Annotated in this window: 17 protein-coding genes; 13 read left to right on the forward strand and 4 right to left on the reverse strand. The window is 39.2% G+C overall.

Features of this window, described 5'->3' with window-relative positions; genetic code table 11:
• Positions 1–26: 26 nt before the first annotated feature.
• The gene (locus GQR39_RS02210) at positions 27–224 is read right to left on the reverse strand and encodes a CsbD family protein (protein ID WP_007581220.1); all 198 of its coding nucleotides are present in this window, start codon (positions 222–224) and stop codon (positions 27–29) included.
• Between the two features lie 280 nt (positions 225–504).
• Here GQR39_RS02210 and GQR39_RS02215 point away from each other — a divergent pair, with 280 nt between their 5' ends.
• The 5 genes from GQR39_RS02215 (at position 505) to GQR39_RS02235 (ending at position 6,305) form a co-directional block, all read left to right on the forward strand.
• Positions 505–918, forward strand: coding sequence for a group II truncated hemoglobin (locus GQR39_RS02215; RefSeq protein WP_165734702.1), 414 nt, complete (start codon positions 505–507; stop codon positions 916–918).
• A gap of 83 nt (positions 919–1,001) precedes the next feature.
• On the forward strand, positions 1,002–3,428 hold the full coding sequence (gene hrpB, locus GQR39_RS02220) for an ATP-dependent helicase HrpB (RefSeq protein ID WP_165734703.1): 2,427 nt from the start codon (positions 1,002–1,004) through the stop codon (positions 3,426–3,428).
• 96 nt (positions 3,429–3,524) lie between these two features.
• Positions 3,525–3,989, forward strand: coding sequence for a nuclear transport factor 2 family protein (locus tag GQR39_RS02225; protein WP_165734704.1), 465 nt, complete (start codon positions 3,525–3,527; stop codon positions 3,987–3,989).
• Positions 3,990–4,004: 15 nt separating this feature from the next.
• Positions 4,005–4,349 (forward strand): DUF6694 family lipoprotein, encoded by a 345-nt coding sequence (locus GQR39_RS02230; protein WP_024593533.1) that lies wholly within the window; start codon positions 4,005–4,007, stop codon positions 4,347–4,349.
• Between the two features lie 390 nt (positions 4,350–4,739).
• Positions 4,740–6,305, forward strand: coding sequence for a diguanylate cyclase (locus tag GQR39_RS02235; protein WP_240918166.1), 1,566 nt, complete (start codon positions 4,740–4,742; stop codon positions 6,303–6,305).
• A gap of 49 nt (positions 6,306–6,354) precedes the next feature.
• Here GQR39_RS02235 and GQR39_RS02240 read toward each other — a convergent pair whose 3' ends face one another.
• A complete protein-coding gene (locus tag GQR39_RS02240; RefSeq protein ID WP_024593535.1) occupies positions 6,355–6,570 on the reverse strand; it encodes a hypothetical protein in 216 nt (71 codons plus the stop codon).
• Positions 6,571–6,740: 170 nt separating this feature from the next.
• Here GQR39_RS02240 and GQR39_RS02245 point away from each other — a divergent pair, with 170 nt between their 5' ends.
• The 4 genes from GQR39_RS02245 to GQR39_RS02260 all read left to right on the forward strand — a co-directional run bounded on the left by GQR39_RS02245 (position 6,741) and on the right by GQR39_RS02260 (position 12,010).
• The gene (locus GQR39_RS02245) at positions 6,741–8,648 is read left to right on the forward strand and encodes a DUF1800 domain-containing protein (RefSeq protein ID WP_165734705.1); all 1,908 of its coding nucleotides are present in this window, start codon (positions 6,741–6,743) and stop codon (positions 8,646–8,648) included.
• A gap of 9 nt (positions 8,649–8,657) precedes the next feature.
• On the forward strand, positions 8,658–9,998 hold the full coding sequence (locus tag GQR39_RS02250; RefSeq protein ID WP_010555167.1) for a DUF1501 domain-containing protein: 1,341 nt from the start codon (positions 8,658–8,660) through the stop codon (positions 9,996–9,998).
• A gap of 108 nt (positions 9,999–10,106) precedes the next feature.
• The gene (locus GQR39_RS02255) at positions 10,107–10,820 is read left to right on the forward strand and encodes a DUF1499 domain-containing protein (RefSeq protein WP_010555166.1); all 714 of its coding nucleotides are present in this window, start codon (positions 10,107–10,109) and stop codon (positions 10,818–10,820) included.
• A 143-nt stretch (positions 10,821–10,963) separates the two neighbouring features.
• Positions 10,964–12,010 carry an NAD(P)-dependent alcohol dehydrogenase gene (locus GQR39_RS02260; protein ID WP_165734706.1) on the forward strand — a complete coding sequence of 349 codons (1,047 nt, stop codon included), beginning with the start codon at positions 10,964–10,966 and terminating at the stop codon, positions 12,008–12,010.
• 390 nt (positions 12,011–12,400) lie between these two features.
• On the opposite strand, the gene GQR39_RS02265 is transcribed toward GQR39_RS02260, so the two are convergent.
• Positions 12,401–13,606 carry an MFS transporter gene (locus tag GQR39_RS02265; protein ID WP_165734707.1) on the reverse strand — a complete coding sequence of 402 codons (1,206 nt, stop codon included), beginning with the start codon at positions 13,604–13,606 and terminating at the stop codon, positions 12,401–12,403.
• Between the two features lie 360 nt (positions 13,607–13,966).
• Between GQR39_RS02265 and GQR39_RS02270 the strand changes: the two genes are divergently transcribed.
• From GQR39_RS02270 to GQR39_RS02280, 3 genes are all read left to right on the forward strand, one after another.
• Positions 13,967–15,265: a PAS domain-containing methyl-accepting chemotaxis protein gene (locus tag GQR39_RS02270; protein WP_165734708.1), complete on the forward strand. Its 1,299-nt coding sequence runs from the start codon at positions 13,967–13,969 to the stop codon at positions 15,263–15,265.
• Between the two features lie 154 nt (positions 15,266–15,419).
• Positions 15,420–17,585, forward strand: coding sequence for a TonB-dependent receptor (locus GQR39_RS02275; RefSeq protein ID WP_165734709.1), 2,166 nt, complete (start codon positions 15,420–15,422; stop codon positions 17,583–17,585).
• Between the two features lie 211 nt (positions 17,586–17,796).
• Positions 17,797–18,759: a TDT family transporter gene (locus GQR39_RS02280; RefSeq protein ID WP_165734710.1), complete on the forward strand. Its 963-nt coding sequence runs from the start codon at positions 17,797–17,799 to the stop codon at positions 18,757–18,759.
• Positions 18,760–18,761: 2 nt separating this feature from the next.
• Here GQR39_RS02280 and GQR39_RS02285 read toward each other — a convergent pair whose 3' ends face one another.
• Positions 18,762–18,953, reverse strand: coding sequence for a DUF2986 domain-containing protein (locus GQR39_RS02285; protein ID WP_007581250.1), 192 nt, complete (start codon positions 18,951–18,953; stop codon positions 18,762–18,764).
• A 137-nt stretch (positions 18,954–19,090) separates the two neighbouring features.
• On the opposite strand from GQR39_RS02285, the gene GQR39_RS02290 reads away from it, so the two are divergent.
• Positions 19,091–20,578: a dipeptidase gene (locus GQR39_RS02290; protein ID WP_165734711.1), complete on the forward strand. Its 1,488-nt coding sequence runs from the start codon at positions 19,091–19,093 to the stop codon at positions 20,576–20,578.
• The last annotated feature ends 22 nt before the right edge of the window (positions 20,579–20,600 follow it).

The raw sequence follows: 20,600 nt of genomic DNA on the forward strand, positions 1-20,600 counted from the left end.
GTTTTTTTAAAAGCGGTTAACGCGGTTTAACGACCTTTTTCAAACTCATCAACTTCACGCTCTGCTTCTTCTTTAGATTTACCGTATTGCTGCTGGATTTTACCAACTAGCTCTGTACGGCTACCTTCAATTTTATCTAAATCGTCGTTGGTAAGATCGCCCCATTTTTGTTGAGCCTTACCTTTAAGTTCTTTCCAATTACCTTCGATACGATCGCTGTTCATAAGTTTATCCTTACTTTAGGTTAGTGAATTAACTGTCAGTTATAAAGTAGCAAGCCTTGTACCAATGAATAATAATGGTTTTATTGTTTTTATTATCAGTTGGTTATATTTTTATGTTGAGCGATTTTGTTTTTAATATTGCGCTATTTATTAAAAAATATACATAGCAGCCTGTAATTATTGCTGACATAAGTTACGCCGCTTTGATGTAACTCATTCTTAAATTTTTGTTTTAAGCTAATATGCAGGTATTAAACAAAGTAGTTAACCTGAGTGAGTTATGAATACAAAAACGTGTGAATACGGAGTGGATGACTGCTCATACAAAATGGCAGGTGAGTTAGCAGGTATTACACAATTGGTGAATGCGTTTTACGATAATATGGACGCTTTAAAAGAGGCTGAAAATATAAGGAGTATGCATTCAAAAGATTTATCGGCATCGCGAAAAAAGCTCGCTTACTTTTTGTCGGGCTGGTTAGGTGGTCCTAAATTATACGCTGAACATTTTGGCAGTATTAACATACCTCAAGCGCACAAACATCTACATGTAGGAATTGAGCAAAGTGATGCATGGCTTTTATGCATGCAAAAAGCGGTTGATGAGCAACCTTACGAAGCCTCATTTAAAATTTACTTAATGGATCAATTACGAGTGCCTGCAGATCGAATTAGAATGGTATCTGGTAGTTAATAGCAATTATTAATAAACATCAACCGCAGCTAGGCTTTGGTTTTTTGTTACAATGCCTGCAAAGCAATTTAGGGTAAATAGCTGTGCTGCCGGTTCAAGACATATATCAACAACTCGTTACTACATTACAAAGTAATCCTATTACGTTATTACAAGCGCCGCCTGGTGCGGGTAAATCTACGTGGTTGCCGCTGCAACTAATGCGCGATGGGCATTTTAAACGTATTGTAATGCTAGAGCCTCGCCGTTTAGCTGCTCGTAATATAGCCAGCTACCTAGCAAAGTGCCAAAACGAGAGTGTTGGGCAAAGTGTGGGCTTGCGGATTAGGGGCGAGAGTAGAGTAAGCGCTAATACGCGCCTCGAAATAGTCACCGAAGGCATGCTAACGCGCATGTTGCAAAACGACCCCGAATTAAGCGATATTGATTTACTGATATTTGATGAATTTCATGAGCGTTCAATTGCAGCCGATACCTCACTTGCCTTTGCGCTCGAGACCCAAAGTGCGCTGCGTGAAGATTTAACCATTATGCTTATGTCGGCAACGCTAGATACTGAGCGTTATACAGCGTTTTTTGACTGCCCTGTAATTCAATCGAGCGGTCGCAGCTACCCAATAGACGAAATATACATACCCATAAAAGATGAAAGCCGTTGGCTTGATGCAATTCCTAGCATAATAAAACAAGCACTTAATGAGCAAACAGGTAGCGCATTGGTATTTTTACCTGGGCAATTTGAAATACTACGCGTGCAACAAGCACTCACCGATTTACCTAGTAACTGCCAAGTCGCAACGCTATTTGGCGAGCAAGATAAAGCTAATCAGCAAGCCGCTATTGCTTCTGCACCAAACGGTATGCGCAAAGTAGTGCTTACCACCAATGTAGCCGAAACCAGTTTAACTATTGAAGGCATACGCATTGTAATTGACAGCGGCAAGCGCCGTGCAGCTACCTTTAATTTAAAAACAGGGGTTACTGAGCTCACAACACAAAGTATATCGCGCTCATCTGCTGTGCAGCGTGCAGGACGTGCAGGGCGAATAGAGCCGGGCATTGTTTATCGAATTGGCTCAAAGCAAACCTTTGAGCGACGTAATAGCCACGACAATCCCGAAATACTCACATCAGACATAAGCCAACTTATGCTTGAGGCAAAGCAATGGGGAGCCAGTATTGATGAGCTAACCCTACTTGATAAGCCCACTGAGCAACAAGGCGAGCAAGCAAGTAATTTACTTAATATGCTAGAAGCTATTGATAGCAAAGGTAAGCTCACACCGCTTGGCAGTAAAATGTTAGGTTTTGGTGCTGATATTCGTTTGGCGCATATGCTCTTAAAAGCACAAATACTTGATGACCAACTCCCAGGTATTTTTAGGCTCGCTATTTATTTAGTGGCATTATTTGAGAGCCGAGTAAACAGTGCAAACGAGTTGAGTTTAGCGCTGCATAGCCAACAGCAACGTCCGCATCCGGTATTTAAACAACAGCTAAAGTATTGGCAAAGCCGCTTAAAAGTAAAAGACGAAAACAGCGAATTAAATACGCATTATATAAGTTTGCTGGTGGCATTGGCATACCCCGATCGTATTGCTAAAAAACGGGGTAATGGTTATTTACTCGCCAATGGTGCAGGGGCTGAGTTAAATGCCGATTACTGGCACAACGACGATTACTTAGCCATAGCAACCATGGGCGGGCACAAAGGTGGGCGTATATTTGCAGCCACCGCGCTTAACCCACTTGAGTTACAAGAATTTTTACCGCATTTATTTAGTGAACTTACTCGTTGTGAGTTTGATGAAAAGTCAGCGCGCTTTATTCATCAAGATGAAGTAAAGCTCGGGGCTATAACGCTCAGAAGCCAGCCTAGTAAACAAAAACTAGATAAGAGCGAGCGAGCTAAAGCGTGGCTTAGCTTATTTGCTAAACACGGTTTTGCATTATTTAACGAGCAACCTGATGCGCAGCAATTGCTGATACGTATGAGCCTAGCAAGTAATTTAATGCCCGATAAATTCCCGCAAATAAACGAGCAACAACTTATTCAAAATGCAGCGCAGTGGCTAGGTGTGTTTTTAGAAGATATTAAAACGCTCACGCAGCTTAAAAAGTTTAACTACTTTGAAGCATTACAAAACTGTTTTGATTGGCAGCAACAAACCACGTTAAAAGCACTGTTACCACTGCGCTTAACGGTGCCAAGTGGCTCAAATATAAAAATAGAATACCAGCTTGATGGCCCCGCAAAGCTAAGTGTGCGTATGCAAGAAGTTTACGGCTTGACCAGTACGCCTATGCTTGCCAACGGTAAACTGCCACTGCTTATGGAGTTGCTATCGCCAGGTAAACGCTCACTGCAACTTACTCAAGATTTAGCACACTTTTGGGCTAGCAGTTACCGCGATGTGCAAAAGGAAATGAAAGGTCGTTACCCTAAGCATTTTTGGCCAGACGACCCTGCCAACAGCGTTGCAACGAATAGAGTTAAGAGCAAAATGTAGATGTTAGTTACTTAAAGTTATTTGTTTTATTATTGAGCGTATTAATATAGTGTACCTATAAATGAATCAATATTTTTAACTACAGGGAAGTAAGTGATGAAGCTACTTTTAACGTTAGGCTTGGCCTTAGTAACTGCTTTTTCGGCTTATGCTGAAAAGCCACTCGACTTAAATGCGTTTGCGCAGCAGTACTATAAAACAATGACCGCCACACAAGCACCTAACGCAGGTGCTAAAGAGCTTGAGGCTTATCTTGTATTGTTAACCGATGATATTGGCAATCAGCATATTCCGTATCAACCGGATGACTCACGTACTCCAGATGGTAAAAAGCAAATGCGCAAAGGTATGAGTTTTTACTTAGGTGCGCACACATTGTTTGAAAGCACACTGCTTAATACATTTGTATTTAACGATACAGGCTTTGCTATTCGTTATAAGAGTCATGCAAAGGGCATTCACCCGCAAAGTAAGCAGCCAATAGAATACACCTCCACAATGATGGAAGTAATAGAAGTTGAAAACGGTAAAGTGGCGATGATCCGCAAGTATCACGAATAACAAATAAGGATATATATGAAACATTTACTTATCGCACTATCAATATTAATGCTTAGTGCATGCGTTAGTACAAAAAGTGATTTTAGATTTGATGGCTCCACACCAGAGACAACTCAAGTGGGAGTTAATAAAGTTTTAAAAGCATTAAAGCCTCAAGATTCCATGCGTTTTTTAGGCGCTTTAATCGCAATTCAATTTTCTGACGTGCAAAGCTTAGACGATATTATGGGCGACCCGACCATGATGGGGGAAATGAATTACTTTATTATTGGCAAAAAAATAGATGGTTTAAATTATTACGAAGTACTGGAGCTTGCGAGTTCGTCTCCATCAAAAGTTGAATTTTCTGTCGTGGAATAATTTCAGCTTTTTGTACTACTTTAAATGTGTAATACCAATCCGCAATAATACTTAATCATTTTGCGGGGCTAAACGTGTCGCTACCTGCGTTAAAAAATTCTCATTTAGAACAACTAAATAGCGAATTTTTTGCCTAGCTATCAACACGTTTTTCCGCCCTCAAAATAGACCACTTAATTAAGCGTATTGGTATAATTTTATGTCTATATTAAATATATTATTGAAAGGGCTAAAGTTTTAACGCTATAAAATTTAATAGTAAACTTTGTTTATTCCTGCTCATGAATTTATACTACGCTTTAGTAAGAAGCTAATTATTTAGGTACAGGGAGTCTAAAATATAAAAATGTAAGCTACTTTGACTTAATTTTACACGATTAGATAGAGACTATGACATTAAGATTTTTTGTAATAATAGGTACTTTGATTTTAATGTGCTTTGTAACAAGTTTATTAGTTGGGTACCGCTATTTCTTTAGCCTGCCGACCATAAACACTAGTATTGAAGATTATCAAAATCGTGAATTATTAAGTCTTAAAATTGCGCTTGATAGAGAGTTTATATTTTTAGAAACACTCAATTATGACTACGCCGTATGGGACGATACCTATAATTACATGGCTGATTTTGACGTAGAATATGTAGATTCAAACTTTGTGGGTGACACCTTCTACTCTCTCAAAATTGATGGTGTGTTTATCTACGATATAAACTTTAATATGATTTACGGGCAAGCGTATGATTATATTAAACATACTGAGTTTGATGCGCCTGATTTAGATTTACAGGTTAATAAATTAAACCGCGCAATTATTCCTAATTCAAAAGCCTCTGAAGACGACAACAGTTTAAGCCATTCTGGTTTTTTGCAAACAGCGGACGGCCCTGTCATGTTTGCATCGCATGTAATAAAGCGAACAGATAAAACAGGTGAGCCTGTTGGTAGTATTGTTTTTATAAAAAAAGTAAGACCGTCGTTGATCAAGTCCCTAGCTGAGATTGCACAAGTGGAGCTTAGCTACTTACAAATAGAACAGGCTAGTTCTTTAAACGATATTGCGACGCTTAAAGGGAGCCTCCAAGGAGAGGACATTGCCACTCAAAGGAAAAGGGTGATTCTAGATATAAACGGTAATCCACTTATTGCTTTGAACATTAAGCACCACCATCAAACACTGCCAGTTTTATTTGATCACTATTTAAAACTTATTTTGTTAATGTTTTTTGTAATGTCACTTTTGAGTTTCTATATTGTAAATCGTTACTTTATTGAACCACTTATTAACGGTGCGTCCGCTATCAATTCAATGTTGGTTAAAAACGATTTACAGCCTCTGAGATTCAGTAATAAATTTTTAGAAATGCGCGTTTTAATTAGCGGGTTTAATGCATTAATTAAACAAGTTAAAGATCAAAATTTTAAGCTTGAAAAAATAAGTAAAATTGATGGGTTAACCCAAATTTACAACAGGCGTGCCTTTGACGAAATTATTGCGGCGCAATGGGAACAGGCTCAACAGCAAAAAAATGCCTTTGGAATAATATTACTTGATGTAGACCATTTCAAAAATTATAACGATTTTTATGGTCACCAAGGCGGAGACAACGTTTTACAAGCTCTTACCCAAAAACTAAAGCAAGTAGCTAAGCAAAACACAGGTACAGTGGCGCGCTATGGCGGCGAAGAGTTCATATTATTCTTTAAACAGCTTTCTTATGAAGAGTTTGTAGATATATCTCAGCAATTGCTTTTGGCGGTTAGGGAATTAAATCTACCTCATGAAGCGTCGCCTGTACGTGAATATTTAACAATTAGTGCTGGGTGTGTATTTGCTACAAAAGAAACCTTAAGTAGTAATAATGTGTCTATGCAATCACTAATTAAAGAAGCTGACATAATGCTTTACGAAGCGAAAAACTCAGGTAGAGATAAAACATCAATCAAATCTATATAATTCAAGTGAATTATTAAAGATGCATCAGCTGTTTTTTATTATAAAACGCTTAAACCTCTTTCCCGCTATGGCTCTGTGCTAGGTCGTCAAGTTCGGCGCAAGTGTAATCAAAACCACTTTCGTCGTATTCGTATGTCACTTTTACACTATCGCCGCCATTAAAAAGTCGTGTTTTTACATCGTTAACCGGCCAGTCTTTCAGCTCGTGTAAAAACCGGTTAGCAACTTGTGAAGATTCAAAACAATAGCGAATTTCTGTTTTCATAAATAATAAAGCTCTGGCTGTTTACCCCTGCAGCTAGTGCATTATTAATGGGGCGTTCATGATTCGGTTACAAAAAATAAAGAGTTAAATTGTAAATTTTGTGTTTCAATAAATGCATCAAACTCGGTACACACTAACGTACTTTAATTAACAAATGATGACGACTTTACATGCATTATAAATTTGCTCTGATCACAAGCACTGTTTTTATACTAAGCGCTTGCGGTGGTTCAGGCTCAGATGATACGCCAACCGTTAACGGAAATAAAATCCCCATTTTGTCAGTCGCTGATATTCCTAGTGAATTAAGTAAGGGCCAAACAATTGAGCTAACAGCAACAGCCAGTGATAAAGACGGCACTATTACATCGGTTGTATGGCAACAAACGCAAGGGCCTGAACTAATTAGCGGGCCTTTAGAGGCAGTAACCACCTCAGTAACACTGCTAAATGCACAAAGTTATAAGCCTGTTAATTACGCTTTTTCGGTCACAGCAACCGACAATGAAGGAGCAAGCAGTGTAAAAACGCTGAGCTTTATAGCGCGCAATAATATGGATGAGATTAGCGCCGCACGGTTACTACACCAAGCAACAATGGGGCCTAAGTTTAGTGAAATACAAAACGCACAAGGTTTAAGCGAGCAGCAATGGCTTGATAAACAAATAGCGCTACCTATTAATTATCACCGTGATTATTTAGTAAAGCTAAATGACGATGACGACTTTAAATACATAAGCCGCATAGATGCATGGTGGAAAGCAGTAATGCAAAGTGACGATCAACTTCGTCAACGTGTTGCATTTGCGTTAAGTGAAATATTAGTAGTGTCGGATGAAAACAGTGCCTTAAGAGGCCAACCTGAGGGCATGATCACTTATTACGATTTGCTACTAAAGCATGCCTTTGGTAATTATCGTGACTTACTCGAAGATGTGACGCTTTCGCCTATTATGGGAACTTATTTAAGCCATTTGGGTAACGAAAAAGCAGACGATGCACTTAATATTCGCCCAGACGAAAATTACGCACGTGAAGTAATGCAGTTATTTACTATTGGCCTTGAAGAGCTAAACCTGGATGGCAGCGCCAAGCTTGATGCACAAGGTAATACCATTGCCACTTACGGACAGTCAGAAATAGAGGGTTTTGCACGCGTATTTACAGGTTGGACGTTTGCCGATAGTGAAACATTTAAGCGCAAAAGTCGTGATTATATTAAGCCAATGGAAGCATTTGACGAGTACCATTCTAGTAAACAAAAAACCTTACTAAATGGCGAGGTTATACCACAAGGTTACGCAGCAGAAGAGTCATTGCAAATAGCGCTCGATAATTTATTTAATCATCAAAATGTTGCGCCATTTATTACTAAGCAACTTATTCAGCGATTAATTACCTCAAACCCAACACCCCAATACGTTGAGCGAGTAGCTAATGTATTTATTGATAACGGTGCTGGTGTTCGCGGCGATTTAGCGGCTGTAGTAAAGGCTATTTATTTAGATGACGAAGCTCGGCATTTTGGCTCAGTGCTTAATTACCAAGGTAAAATTAAAGAGCCTATTTTAAAAACTGTACAGTTTTGGCGAAATCTCGATGCTAAATCTTTGGCTGGTTACTATAAAACATGGAATTTAATAAATAACTACGGGCAAGGGCCCATGCAGTCGGCTTCGGTATTTAACTTTTTTAGGCCTGATTATCAAACCGCAGCTTTGCGAAATGAAGGTATTGTTGCACCAGAGTTACAAATAGCAAACGATGCAACGCTGATTGGCACTATGAACGCGCTTTACGCAAGTTTAGTGTGGAGTACCGCAGAAGCGCACAGTGATTTAAATTCAAATGGTATTTATGTTTATATTCAAGACGATATGAATGTGTTAGAGAAAAACGGTGTTAGCGCGCTATTAACTCAGTACAACACGCTATATTTTGCAGGCGCAATGAGCAGTGACACACGCCAAGCATTATTTGATTTAGATGCCTATTTTAATGAAGAGCAATACCGTGAACGGGTTTCGTATTTATTATATATGATTGCTATTTCACCTGAATTTAACGTGCAGTATTAGGAGCGCATAATGAGCATTAATAGAAGAGAGTTTTTGTCGTTATGTGTAAAAGGCAGTGTATCGGCTGCCGCGTTAACGAGCCTGCAATTACAAGCATTAACTGGAGCGACTAATGCTGTTGAGCTAGGTGATTACAAAGCATTAGTGTGTGTGTATTTATACGGGGGGAATGATTCGTTAAATATGCTCGTTCCGCTTGAAGGCGAGCAACGTAGTGTTTACGAGCAAAGTAGGCAAAACCTAGCGGTAGAGAGCCCACTTGAGTTAAGTATTAAAAGCCAGTTTGCCGGTGGAGTCGGTATTCATCCCTCACTTGAACCTATACAAAATGTGTTTGAATCTCAAAATTTAGCATTTATAGGTGGGGTAGGTACTTTACTCGCTCCCACAACATTGAGTGACTATAAAAATAAAACAATAGGTTTGCCTAAGCATTTGTTTTCGCATAACGATCAGCAAGCTGCGTGGATGTATGGTCGAGAAAAACAATCACTTAATAGCGGGTGGGGCGCACGACTTTTAGAACGTTTAGAGCTACAAGATGAGTTTGCAGCTAATGTATCACTCGACGGTACCAATTTATGGCAAACGGGAAGTGCTAGCAATGCATTTGCGCTTAACAAAAGTGGCATTAGTAGTATTAACGCGTTTGGAGGGTATCAACCTCGTAGCGAGCACGTAACTTCTATTATGAACCGCTTACTAGGCAATACGAGCCATCCGTTAAGTACAGCTTATGCCAATGGCTTAACAAGTGCGATAAATAACACTCAAGCAATGAACAGCGCGTTAGAAAGCGCGCCTGCACTTATTACCCCATTTAGCGATAATAGCCTTAGTGAGCAATTTGCAGCAGTAGCTAAAACAATTAGCGTACAGGCAAAATTGAGCACTCAGCGCCAAGTGTTTTTTGTTTCTATGGGGGGGTATGATACGCACGATAACCAATTAACAACGCACCCTGCTTTATTAAATACGTTAGCTCAAGGGTTAAGTGAATTTGATAGCGCGATGAAAGAGCTTGATATGGCAGATAAAGTGACTGCGTTTACTATGTCTGATTTTGGTCGCACGTTGACCTCAAATGGCGATGGCACTGATCATGGTTGGGCAGGAAACCAAATAGTAATGGGCGGCGCAGTAAAAGGCGGCAATATATATGGCGAGCTACTAACTCAACATTTGGATGGCCCACAAGATACCGGTGGCGGGCGTTTAATTCCAAGTGTTGCTAATGAGCAGTACTTTGCCACATTGGCTCAGTGGTTTGGTGTGCCAAGCTCTGAACTTGTTGATATTTTTCCAAACTTGAGTAACTTTGATCACACAACATTGGACTTTTTTGTGTAATTAGTCGCTAATAGTAATCTAAAAGTACTTGTTAGTAGTATAAGCTACTGGTTAATAGTGCTTATCTGTTTTAATAATAAAAATCACACACAATATAGGAATCATAAAATGAAAGTTTTAGTGAGCTTAGTTAGTTTAATCGCTTTTTTACTCGTCATACTGCCAGGGCCTTTGTATAAATTTGGTATTGTAGAATTAGGTGTTGCGTTTACGGGGTTTAAATTTGGCGTTTATGCTGGTGGCGCTGCATTGGTGCTACTTATAGTACAAGCGTTATTTATGCGTAAAACGTTAACGCTAAGCAGTGGTGTTATTGCACTTGTATTTTCGGTTGTGGCTATTGCTATGCCACTTAATATGATGAACAAGGCTGAAGGTGTACCGGCAATTCATGACATTTCAACTGATTTAGTTAATCCACCAAAATTTGTAGCAATTGCACCACTACGTGCAAATGCATCTAACCCAGTAGAATACGCGGGTGAAGAAACGGCAGTACAGCAACGCAAAGCATACCCGGAGCTGGTAACGTTAAGCTTTGCACAATCTAAAGCCGATTTAATGACAGCAAGCGAACAAGCAGTTAAAAATCTTGGCTTTGCATTGGTAAGTGCAAATACGGCTACAGGTATTGTGGAAGCTACCGATACAACAACGTGGTTTGGTTTTAAAGACGATGTGGTAATTCGTATTAAAGATGAAGGCAGCCAACGTTTTGTTGATATTCGTAGTAAGTCGCGAGTAGGGCGTAGTGATTTAGGAAAAAATGCAGAGCGCATTCATTCAATTATTAATGAATTAAACAGCTTACTTGCAAAATAATTAAATTTAGCTCCCTAGTCCTAACGATTAAGCCCAAACACTGTTTGGGCTTTTTTTGTGCCTATTTTATATTGTCAGGTTCTATTCACAGGCTATGTACTATGCTGTTGATGATTTAAATTTTTAACCACTATGGAGTTATTATGAAAACAGTAGGATATGCAGCAAAAAGCCAAGGTTCTGAATTGACAGAATTTTCTTTTGAGCGCCGCGATTTACGAAATAACGATGTAGAAATTGAAATTTTATACTGTGGTGTGTGCCATTCAGATTTACACGCCGTACGAAATGATTGGGGTGGCAGTGACTACCCATTAGTACCTGGGCATGAAATTGTTGGTAAAGTTATGTCGGTAGGTAGCGACGTTAAAAAATACAAGCAAGGCGACACGGTTGCTGTTGGTTGTATGGTTGATTCGTGCCAAAGCTGCGATCAATGTGATAACGACGAAGAGCAATTTTGCCGCGAAGGTATGATTGGTACTTACGCAGGCAAAGACCGCATTAGTGGTGAAATGACCCAAGGTGGGTATTCTAAACATGTCGTTGTACGCGAAGAATTCGTACTTTCCGTACCAGAAAGTTTAGACCTTTCTCGCGTAGCACCGCTACTTTGTGCAGGTATTACTACTTACTCGCCACTTCATAAATGGGGCGTAAAAAAAGGTAGCCGTGTGGGTGTTGTTGGTCTAGGCGGACTTGGCCATATGGCCGTTAAAAATGCAGTTGCAATGGGCGCAAGCGTTACGGTAATCGGCCGTAGTGAGTCTAAAAAAGATGATGCGGTTAAATTGGGTGCTCAGCACTACTTAGTGTCATCTAATGATGACGAAATGAAAGACTCGCAATCTGCCTTTGACGTCATTATAGATACGGTACCTGTAAAACATGATTTATCTATTTACACACCACTACTTGATGTAGATGGTACTTTAGTTATTGTAGGCCAAGTTGGTCCTGTAGATGAGCTAAGCACGGTGCCACTGTTAATGGGTCGCCGTCGTATTGCAGGCTCACTTATTGGTGGTATTGCACAGACGCAACAAATGCTCGACTTTTGTGGTGAAAATAACGTGCTACCTGAGTGCGAAATGATCAACATAGACGAAATTAACACAGCATACGAGCGTATGGAAAAGTCTGACGTACGATACCGCTTTGTTATTGATATGGCATCGTTAAACGCTTAATTTACTAAGGCCTGTTTATCTTTCGAGGTTAAATTTGCAGCAGACTGTTTGGTATTTAGGCAAGGCAGAGCCTATGTAGTGTGGTTATTCCCCGTAAGTAGGCGATAACGCAGCATAAATGCCAAACATGCGCTGCCCTTTGGGTTCTTTCTAGGGGCAATTTACTCTTTGTTGCTCGGTTTTTACTTATTCTTACATGGATGTAAGCCAGTAGAATAACGCAGGAGCAGTTATCGAGCCCACTAGGTTACAAACCTCACGCCGCGATTAAATCGCCCCTAGATTGAACAAATTTTAATCCTGAAAGGTCAACAGGCCCTAGGTAAATTAAAAATAAAAGAGCCGCTAATTAGCGGCTCTTTTTGTATTTTAAATTAATCTGAACTCAAGTTAATTAGTAGCTTGCGCTGTTGGTTGCTGTTTGTTTAGTTGTAAGTAACTTAATAGCCACATACCCAAACCACCTAAAAACAATGCAGCTGCTACGTAACCTGTTTGATTAGGTGCAGCACCTTGCGCTATTGCAATTCCGCCAACCCAAGGACCTATAGCATTGGCAGTATTAAATGCGCACTGTACTAAGGCACCAATCATAGCGTGGCCTTCGGGCGCAACGTCCATTAAAAGCGTTTGAATCAGCGTAGCCAAGCCCACACTGCAACCAATAAAGAAGATCACTGCGTAAAGAGCCCAAATATTATGGCTTGCCGTTACATAAGCAAAGGCAAATACAATGGTACATACAAGCGCAAGGCCAGTCGTTTTAATTGCTGATTTATCGGCAGCTTTACCCAGTACATAGTTACCGAGCGTACAACCAATACCAAACATTACCATTGCGATAGAAATAGTATACGGGGCTGTTTTTGTTACCACTAAGATGGTGTCGGCAATGTAAGTATAAATACAAAACACCCCGCCAAAGCCAATAATTACAATACCCAAAATAGACCAAACCAGTTTGTTTTTAAGTACGCCAAACTCGTTTAGTAAGTTAGAAGGCTTAGCGTTATCTATATTTGGAACTACTTTGTAAACAAAAATAAAAGCAATAAATGCAAGCACTGCAGCGCCGGCTAAACAGTACCGCCAACTAAGGTTTTGACCCACAAGTGTTACAACAGGCACACCAACAATAGTGGCCACAGTTAAACCCATAAACACCTTAGACATAAAGCTAGCACGCTTACCTTTTGGGGCAATATCCGATGCTAATAAAATAGCCGCGCCAAAATATGCACCATGAGGTAAACCACTTAAAAATCTAAATATTACAAGCTGCTCAAGCGACGTTGCCATCGCGCTTAATCCGTTTGAGACAAACATTAAGCTTATAAATATGAGCAATGCTTTGCGCTTTCTCATATTAGCAGTGGTAAGCATTAAAATAGGGGCACCCACTACAACACCAATGGCGTAAGCACTAATTGCATAGCCACTTTGTGATGGCGTTGAGCCAAATGTTTCGCTAATTAGTGGCAGCATAGGCATCATCGAAAACTCAGATAATCCTAAAATAAATGTGCCTAGCGCTAATACGAGTAAAATAGCGGTTCTGTTAAGTTGACTAGATGCCGACGTTACATCTGATGCCATAGATGATCCCTTAAGGTTTAATTTTAAAAATGAAACTGCACAATAGATCTAGAATAGGACATATTATGTGTATGCTTAAATTTTGGTGTAAGAGGGTAGTCTGTGAGGGCGCTATTTTAAGTTAAAAAAAGTACAGAGTCATGCATAAATTAGTGGTTTTATTAGGTTTTTAAAATGTTAATTAGAAGAAAATGCTACTTAACATTTATAAAATAAAAAAACTATTTATAAAGCATATATATATAAGATATTAAATATTAGCCGAAAGGTTATTTAAAGCTTATATTTACAGTACAGCTACATATTGATATCACATTAATTTGCTAATTTTTGTACTAATTTACTCCTTAAGGTTTTTATATGTTTGGTATTTCTAAAAGAAACGCAAAAATTGAAGAAATGGAGCTTCAATTAATTCAAAAACAATCTATTTTATCGGCAATTAATAAGCACGTTGCTTATATAGAGTTTACACCTGATGGAATAATATTAGACGCAAACCAGTTGTTTTTAAAAACGATTGGGTATAGCAAAGAGAAAATAATTGGTAAGCATCATCGTATGTTTTGCGAACCTGAATATGCAAAGTCAAACGAATATAGTCAATTTTGGCAAGCATTAAAAACAGGGAATTCTAAAGCAGGCTCGTTTTTAAGGTACAAAGCTAATGGCGATAAGCTTTGGCTTGAGGCAACTTACTTTCCTGTAGAAGATCGCGGCGTAGTCACCAAAGTTATTAAAATAGCCTCTGATATTACAAACAGTTACATACAAAGAAAAGCGCAAGAAGCTATTGCAAATGCACTCGACAAAGCCTTGGCTACAATAGAGTTTACCCCAGAGGGTAATATTTTAAAGGCGAACCAAAACTTTTTAGCAACAATAGGTTATAGCTTAAAAGACATTGTAGGCAAGCATCATAAAATGTTTTGTACTAAATTGTTTTATGAGAAAAACCCACGCTTTTGGAGTGAATTAGCGCAGGGGCAGTTTAAGTCAGGAAAATTCAAACGTATTGCCGCCGACGGTTCAGAAATTTGGTTAGAAGCAACTTATAATCCAATTTTAGATAGCAAAGGTAATGTAATTAAAATAATTAAGTTTGCATCAAATATTACCGATCGAATTAATAATAACAGTGCAGTGACAGAAGCCGCTGCAATAGCACATGAATCGGCGGTAGCTACTGCTACAACCGCTAAAAAAGGCTCTGAAATACTACAAAGCTCTATAGCGAACTCCGACGCCATTGTAAGCCAAGTACTTAAATCGGTAGATTTAATAAAAAATCTTAATGAACAGTCTGCGGTCATAGGTTCCATTGTTTCGACAATTAGCAGCATTGCGGATCAAACTAATTTACTGGCACTTAATGCCGCAATAGAAGCAGCGCGTGCTGGTGATTATGGTCGAGGTTTTGCTGTAGTAGCTGATGAAGTAAGGCAGCTTGCAGCCAGTACGAGTCGATCTACTAATGAAATAGCAAGTGTTGTTAAAAATAACCAAGAGCTCACTAATGATATATCAAAGCAAATAACGTCAGTTTCAGACTCATCAAAACAAGGAAGAGAGCTTATTGCTAATGTGTCTGAGGTCATTAAAGAGATTGAACGTGGAGCCGATATTGTTTCTCAAACGGTAGCTAAGTTAAATACTTAGTTAATTGCATGTTCCTATGTTTAAAGCTGCCTTCTTATGTGCTCAAACACACCTAACAACATTTTAAATTGATAAAGTGCGACAATATGTCGCGCTTTTGCTTTTGCAACTCACACTATAATTACGCCAATTATTACAGTGGCATAAATTAACAATGGTTTATAAAAGCAAAACTCAAAAAACATATTTACTAACTCCTGTCGCACTTTTTATTAGCGGTGTGCTATCTCCTTTTGCATTTGCCGACGATACGCCTTTAGAAGTGATTGAAGTACACGGACATGCTCAAAATAAGCATTTAGCACTTGGTTCGTCAGAATCGTTATTAAGTGATTTAGGTGTCGATTTTTCAGCAGCGGGCGGCGTATCTAACTTACCTATTTTAAATGGTTTAATGGGCGACAGAATTAAAGTGTTAGTTGATGGTGCAGATGTAACCGCTGCATGTGCTAATCATATGAACCCGCCACTTTCGTATATCTCGGCTAATCAAATTACGTCTTACAATGTGGTTGCAGGCGTGTCGCCAGTAAGCGCGGGCGGCGATAATATTGCCGGTGTAATAAGCGTTAATTCTATTTCACCACAGTATAGCGATAGCAATGAATTAGGTTGGCACTCAGGTTATGTGTCAGCAAAGTACAGTAGCGTTGATAACGGACGTAAACTTGGCGTTGGTGCACGTTTAGCAAGTGACACGTTTAGCCTTAATTATCAGGGTTCGTTTAGTGACGCAGATAGTTATGAAGACGGTAACGGCGATGTAGTATTAGATACATTGTATCGAGCACAAAATCATAGTTTAACCGCAGCTATGCGCGATGATAAACAGCAATTAGTTATAAAGCTAACGCATCAAAAAATCCCGTATCAGGGATTTGCAAATCAGTATATGGATATGACCGATAACACCAGCTACGGTGCAATAGCTCAATACAAACGCTCCTTTGAAAACAGCGAGCTTGAAGGGCAAGTTAACTGGCATAGCGTAAAGCACGAAATGGGTTTTTTTAGCCAAGAAAAAACAGGCATGATGCTAATGAAAACCGATGCACAACATATAAGTACGCAGCTAAAATGGCGTATTGCGCTTGATAAAAACAGCAGCATTTTACTAGCTCAAGAATATTACAATTACAGTATTGATGATTGGTGGCCAGGTATTGAAGGCTCAACCATGATGGGACCAGACGATTACGTAAATGTAAATAACGGTAAACGAGAGCGCATAGCGGCATTTGCTGAATTTGAGGGCCAAGTAAATACAAAGTTATGGTTAAACGCAGGCGTACGTATTGAAAGTATTAATACCCACGTTGGAGAGGTTCAATCTTACAACGATGGTATGAGCATGACGGATATGGACGATATGAGCGACATGGGTAGTATGAAAAGTATGACCATGAGCGATACGTCTACAGATAATACCATCGCTGCACAGAATTTTAATGCTGGCGACAGAGATAAAACCGACACTATAGTTGATGCTAACTTATTAATTAACTACCAAATAACAAATTATGATGAGCTGCAATTTGGTCTTGCCCGTAAAAACCGAGCGCCTAATTTATACGAGCGATACAGTTGGGGTGTAAGCACCATGGCAACCACCATGATTGGTTGGTATGGCGATGGTAATGGTTATATTGGTAACCCTGATTTAGACGTTGAAACAGCGCATACAATAAGTGCTACTTATATTAAGCAGGCTAAAGATGATGGTTGGCGGTTAAGCACCAATGTTTGGTATACAGATGTGAGTGACTATATTGATGCTGATATTGTAAGAAGCTTCAATAGTTATGACTTGGACAACACTGCGCGTAACATTTTTCAGTTTACTAATGTAGATGCTATTTTGTATGGTGCAAAAATAGATTTAACAGCCAACATTTATGAATCTAAGCAATTAGGTAATTGGCAGTTACACGCTAATGTTACTAATACGAGAGGTAAGCGCGACGATACTAACCAGCCGCTTTATCAAATTAAACCACTGCAAACCCAGCTAGGTATTAGCCAGCAAATAGGTCGATTTGAAAACGCGTTATCTTGGCAGTGGGTCGATACTAAAAGCCGTGTAGATAATAATCGTTTTGAAAACCAAACAGACAGCTACAGCCTGGTTAATTTAAGCTCTAAAGCCACATGGGATTCATTAACGCTAAGTACTGAAGTGAGTAACGTGTTTGATGAGTACTACCAACTTCCGCTAGGTGGTGTAAGTATTGCGGCACTTAAACAAGATAGCAGTAACGGGTTTGAACAACTTGCTGGGCAGGGTCGTTCATTTAATGTAAGCGTTAGTTACGCGTTCTAACTAAACTAAATTATTAAAAATAAAGCAAAAGCCATAACTGTGTTATGGCTTTTTTTGCGTTTTAATATGTAAGCCGTAAACTTATTTTTATGAAATATTTGTATGCAAAAAGCGTTCTATTAAGCACGCTTGTACTAATTTTACAGCGTTATTTTAAGGCAATGCAGTAAAAAGCAGTAACTTGTTCATCACCCAATAATTAGGAAGTACAGTGTTTAAGCAATTTAAAAATAAAGTGATGGGTGCGCCAACAGCTATGGCCGGTTTAGCTTTGGGTATTGCTAGTATGGGATGGGCATGGGAAAACGTTTTTAATTTAAACTCCCAAGGGCAATTTTTGGGAGCGGTACTAGCTGGCGTATTAGTTTTACTTTTGGCTGCTAAGTTTTTACTACACCCTCATTTATTAAAAGCCGATTTAGCACACCCAGTTGCAGGAAGTGTGATCCCTACATTTGCAATGGCTAATCTTGTTATTTCAAACTCAGTTGGGCAATTTAATTCATTAGCTGGCGACATTATGTGGGTTTTAGCTTTTGTGCTGCATCTCACATTTTTGGTGAGTTTTTTATACCAGCGAGCAAAAAAGTTTAACTTTGAGGATATGGCGCCCAGCTGGTTTGTGCCGCCAGTGGGGATAATTATTGCAGATGTTACTTTTTCGGGAAATCCGACATTAGCGTGGTTAGCTTATAGCGCACTGGTGATTGGTATATCAACGTACAGTATTATGCTGCCAATTATGTTTTATCGTTTTTTATTAGCATTAAAAAGTGACTACGAAATACAGCCAACACTTGCCATTTTAGCTGCGCCTGCCAGTTTAACATTAGCGGGGTATTTTCATATTGTTGCTAATCCATCACTCTTTATAGTGGGCGCATTATTTATATTAGCGATAATAAAAACACTGATTGTTTATGTGTTATTTATAAAGTTATTACGCAGACCTTTTACGCCGAGCTACGCTGCTTTTACATTTCCAATGGTTATTGGGGCAACTGCATTATTTAAAATGAAAGACTGGATGCAAAGTATAAACCTCGCAATACCATATGTAGATGCAGTTAGTTACTTAGCTACGTTTGAACTTATAGTCGCCACGGCAGTAGTCGGTTATGTAAGTGGTCGGTACTTTTGCCACTTTAAACTATCAAAGGAACAGGTAACGTAGAGTTACTCTTGGGTTGCCTGTGGCTCATTACTTTCTTGTTCAGCTAGTTTTTCGCGCTCAGCTTTTGACACATAACCAGGTTTGTTGCTTTTATGTAGTTTAGCGTTAGTGCGTTTATCTTTCTTTTGAAATTTAGTGACGATTTTTTTACGACGGTTCACAATTAAATACCCTGTTAATTTTAAGTCGCGCATTATACATTCATCCTCATAAAAGCTGCTATATAAATATTCAGCTTAAGTTACCTGCGTGTTTAGCGTAAAGAGCTATAAGTAAGCGCTTCATAGCGTTATAATTACCGCTCTTAGTTATTAATTAAATGGGAATTGTTTTGAAAAAGTTAGCTTTAGCCAGTATTGCTTTATTTGCGTTTGGTGCTCATGCGCAGTTAAATAAAAATATTGATAGCGTTGCCGATTACGCAGTAAATACCTACCAAAATGCTCAAATACACACACTAACTAACTTAGTGGCTTTTCCGACCGTTAATAAAAGCGACATTACCGCTCCTCAAAATCCCGATTTTATTGGCTTTAAAGCACTTTTAAAAATGAAAGCCGCAGAGCTTGGTTTTGACTACCAAGATTTAGGCTACACCGTTTTAATTGGAATGGGCGAGCAAAGCGAAAAAGTAACGGTAGTAACGCACGGTGATGTGCAACCTGCTAATGCTAGCAAATGGAAACAAAGTCCTTTTATTATTGATACATCCGAACCGGGAAAATTAGTTGGTCGTGGTACGGAAGACGATAAAGGTGCAATAGCAACAGCGCTTTACGCCATGAAAGCAATTAAAGATAAAGGCATAACCCTTAATAACCGAATTGAGCTTATGATTTACCTTGCTGAGGAGTCTGATTGGGGTCCGCTTACTCAATTTATGAAAACGTATGAACAACCAAAATATGCAGTAACGATTGATGCATCATATCCTGTAGTGGTTGCCGAGAAAGGCTGGAGCTTAATTGCACCTACTTTTAATGCAAAATCACCACAAACGGGTTTATATGTAAAGGATGTAACTGGCGGTGCGTTTAGAAGCCAAATTCCAGAAGACGCCAGCTTAGTACTTCACAATGCAGACGCTGCACTTATTAATACATTAAAAGCAAAAGCCAAAACATTAAATAAAGTTGAGTTTAACTTTAGTGAGCAAAATGATGCCTTAGCAATAAGTGTTAAAGGTATGTCGGCGCATTCATCAGAGCCGGAGTCGGGTATAAATGCCATTGCTTATTTAGCTGAGTTATTTAAAGGCGTGGAGCTTGAAAATAACAGTGACGGTGAGCTAATCGACTTTGTGAATCAGTTAATTGGTTTAGATATTCATGGTAAACAGTTTGGCGAAATAGCTTACAAGCACGACTTTATGGGCCCGATGACAGTGGCACCAACCGTTATTGAGCGCGATGGTAATGCGCTAACACTTGCTGTAAATGCACGTCGCCCTATGGGTAAAGACGAAGCTGTATTACAAAAGCAAATTGATGATGCGCTCGCTAATTGGCAAGCTGCTAACAATGTAACGCTTGCTAACATAGAAACAATTATTGGCACACCTATGCTGCTTGATAGCGCGCCACATGCGCAAAAGCTGCTTGATATTTTCAAGCATTTTACGGGCGACGAAAAAGCTGACTTTGTATCAATAGGTGGTGGCACTAACGCAAAGCTGTTTGATAATGCGGTATCGTTTGGTCCTTCAATGCCAGGCAAGCGCTACACCGGTCACTCAGAGCATGAATTTATGACCATTGAGCAACTTAAGCTTAATTTACGTATGTACACAGCGATGATGATCGAGCTGGGTAATATGTAGTTTAAGCCTTACTTAAATTCAA

It is taken from the genome of Pseudoalteromonas sp. C8 (genome assembly GCF_011378685.1).
Lineage (GTDB): Bacteria > Pseudomonadota > Gammaproteobacteria > Enterobacterales > Alteromonadaceae > Pseudoalteromonas > Pseudoalteromonas arctica.

Coding starts and splice junctions, on each gene's coding strand:
- GQR39_RS02210 (WP_007581220.1), bottom strand. CDS start 224: ATGAACAGCGATCGTATCGAAGGTAATTGGAAAGAACTTAAAGGTAAG.
- GQR39_RS02215 (WP_165734702.1), top strand. CDS start 505: ATGAATACAAAAACGTGTGAATACGGAGTGGATGACTGCTCATACAAA.
- GQR39_RS02225 (WP_165734704.1), top strand. CDS start 3,525: ATGAAGCTACTTTTAACGTTAGGCTTGGCCTTAGTAACTGCTTTTTCG.
- GQR39_RS02230 (WP_024593533.1), top strand. CDS start 4,005: ATGAAACATTTACTTATCGCACTATCAATATTAATGCTTAGTGCATGC.
- GQR39_RS02235 (WP_240918166.1), top strand. CDS start 4,740: ATGACATTAAGATTTTTTGTAATAATAGGTACTTTGATTTTAATGTGC.
- GQR39_RS02240 (WP_024593535.1), bottom strand. CDS start 6,570: ATGAAAACAGAAATTCGCTATTGTTTTGAATCTTCACAAGTTGCTAAC.
- GQR39_RS02245 (WP_165734705.1), top strand. CDS start 6,741: ATGCATTATAAATTTGCTCTGATCACAAGCACTGTTTTTATACTAAGC.
- GQR39_RS02250 (WP_010555167.1), top strand. CDS start 8,658: ATGAGCATTAATAGAAGAGAGTTTTTGTCGTTATGTGTAAAAGGCAGT.
- GQR39_RS02255 (WP_010555166.1), top strand. CDS start 10,107: ATGAAAGTTTTAGTGAGCTTAGTTAGTTTAATCGCTTTTTTACTCGTC.
- GQR39_RS02260 (WP_165734706.1), top strand. CDS start 10,964: ATGAAAACAGTAGGATATGCAGCAAAAAGCCAAGGTTCTGAATTGACA.
- GQR39_RS02265 (WP_165734707.1), bottom strand. CDS start 13,606: ATGGCATCAGATGTAACGTCGGCATCTAGTCAACTTAACAGAACCGCT.
- GQR39_RS02270 (WP_165734708.1), top strand. CDS start 13,967: ATGTTTGGTATTTCTAAAAGAAACGCAAAAATTGAAGAAATGGAGCTT.
- GQR39_RS02275 (WP_165734709.1), top strand. CDS start 15,420: ATGGTTTATAAAAGCAAAACTCAAAAAACATATTTACTAACTCCTGTC.
- GQR39_RS02285 (WP_007581250.1), bottom strand. CDS start 18,953: ATGCGCGACTTAAAATTAACAGGGTATTTAATTGTGAACCGTCGTAAA.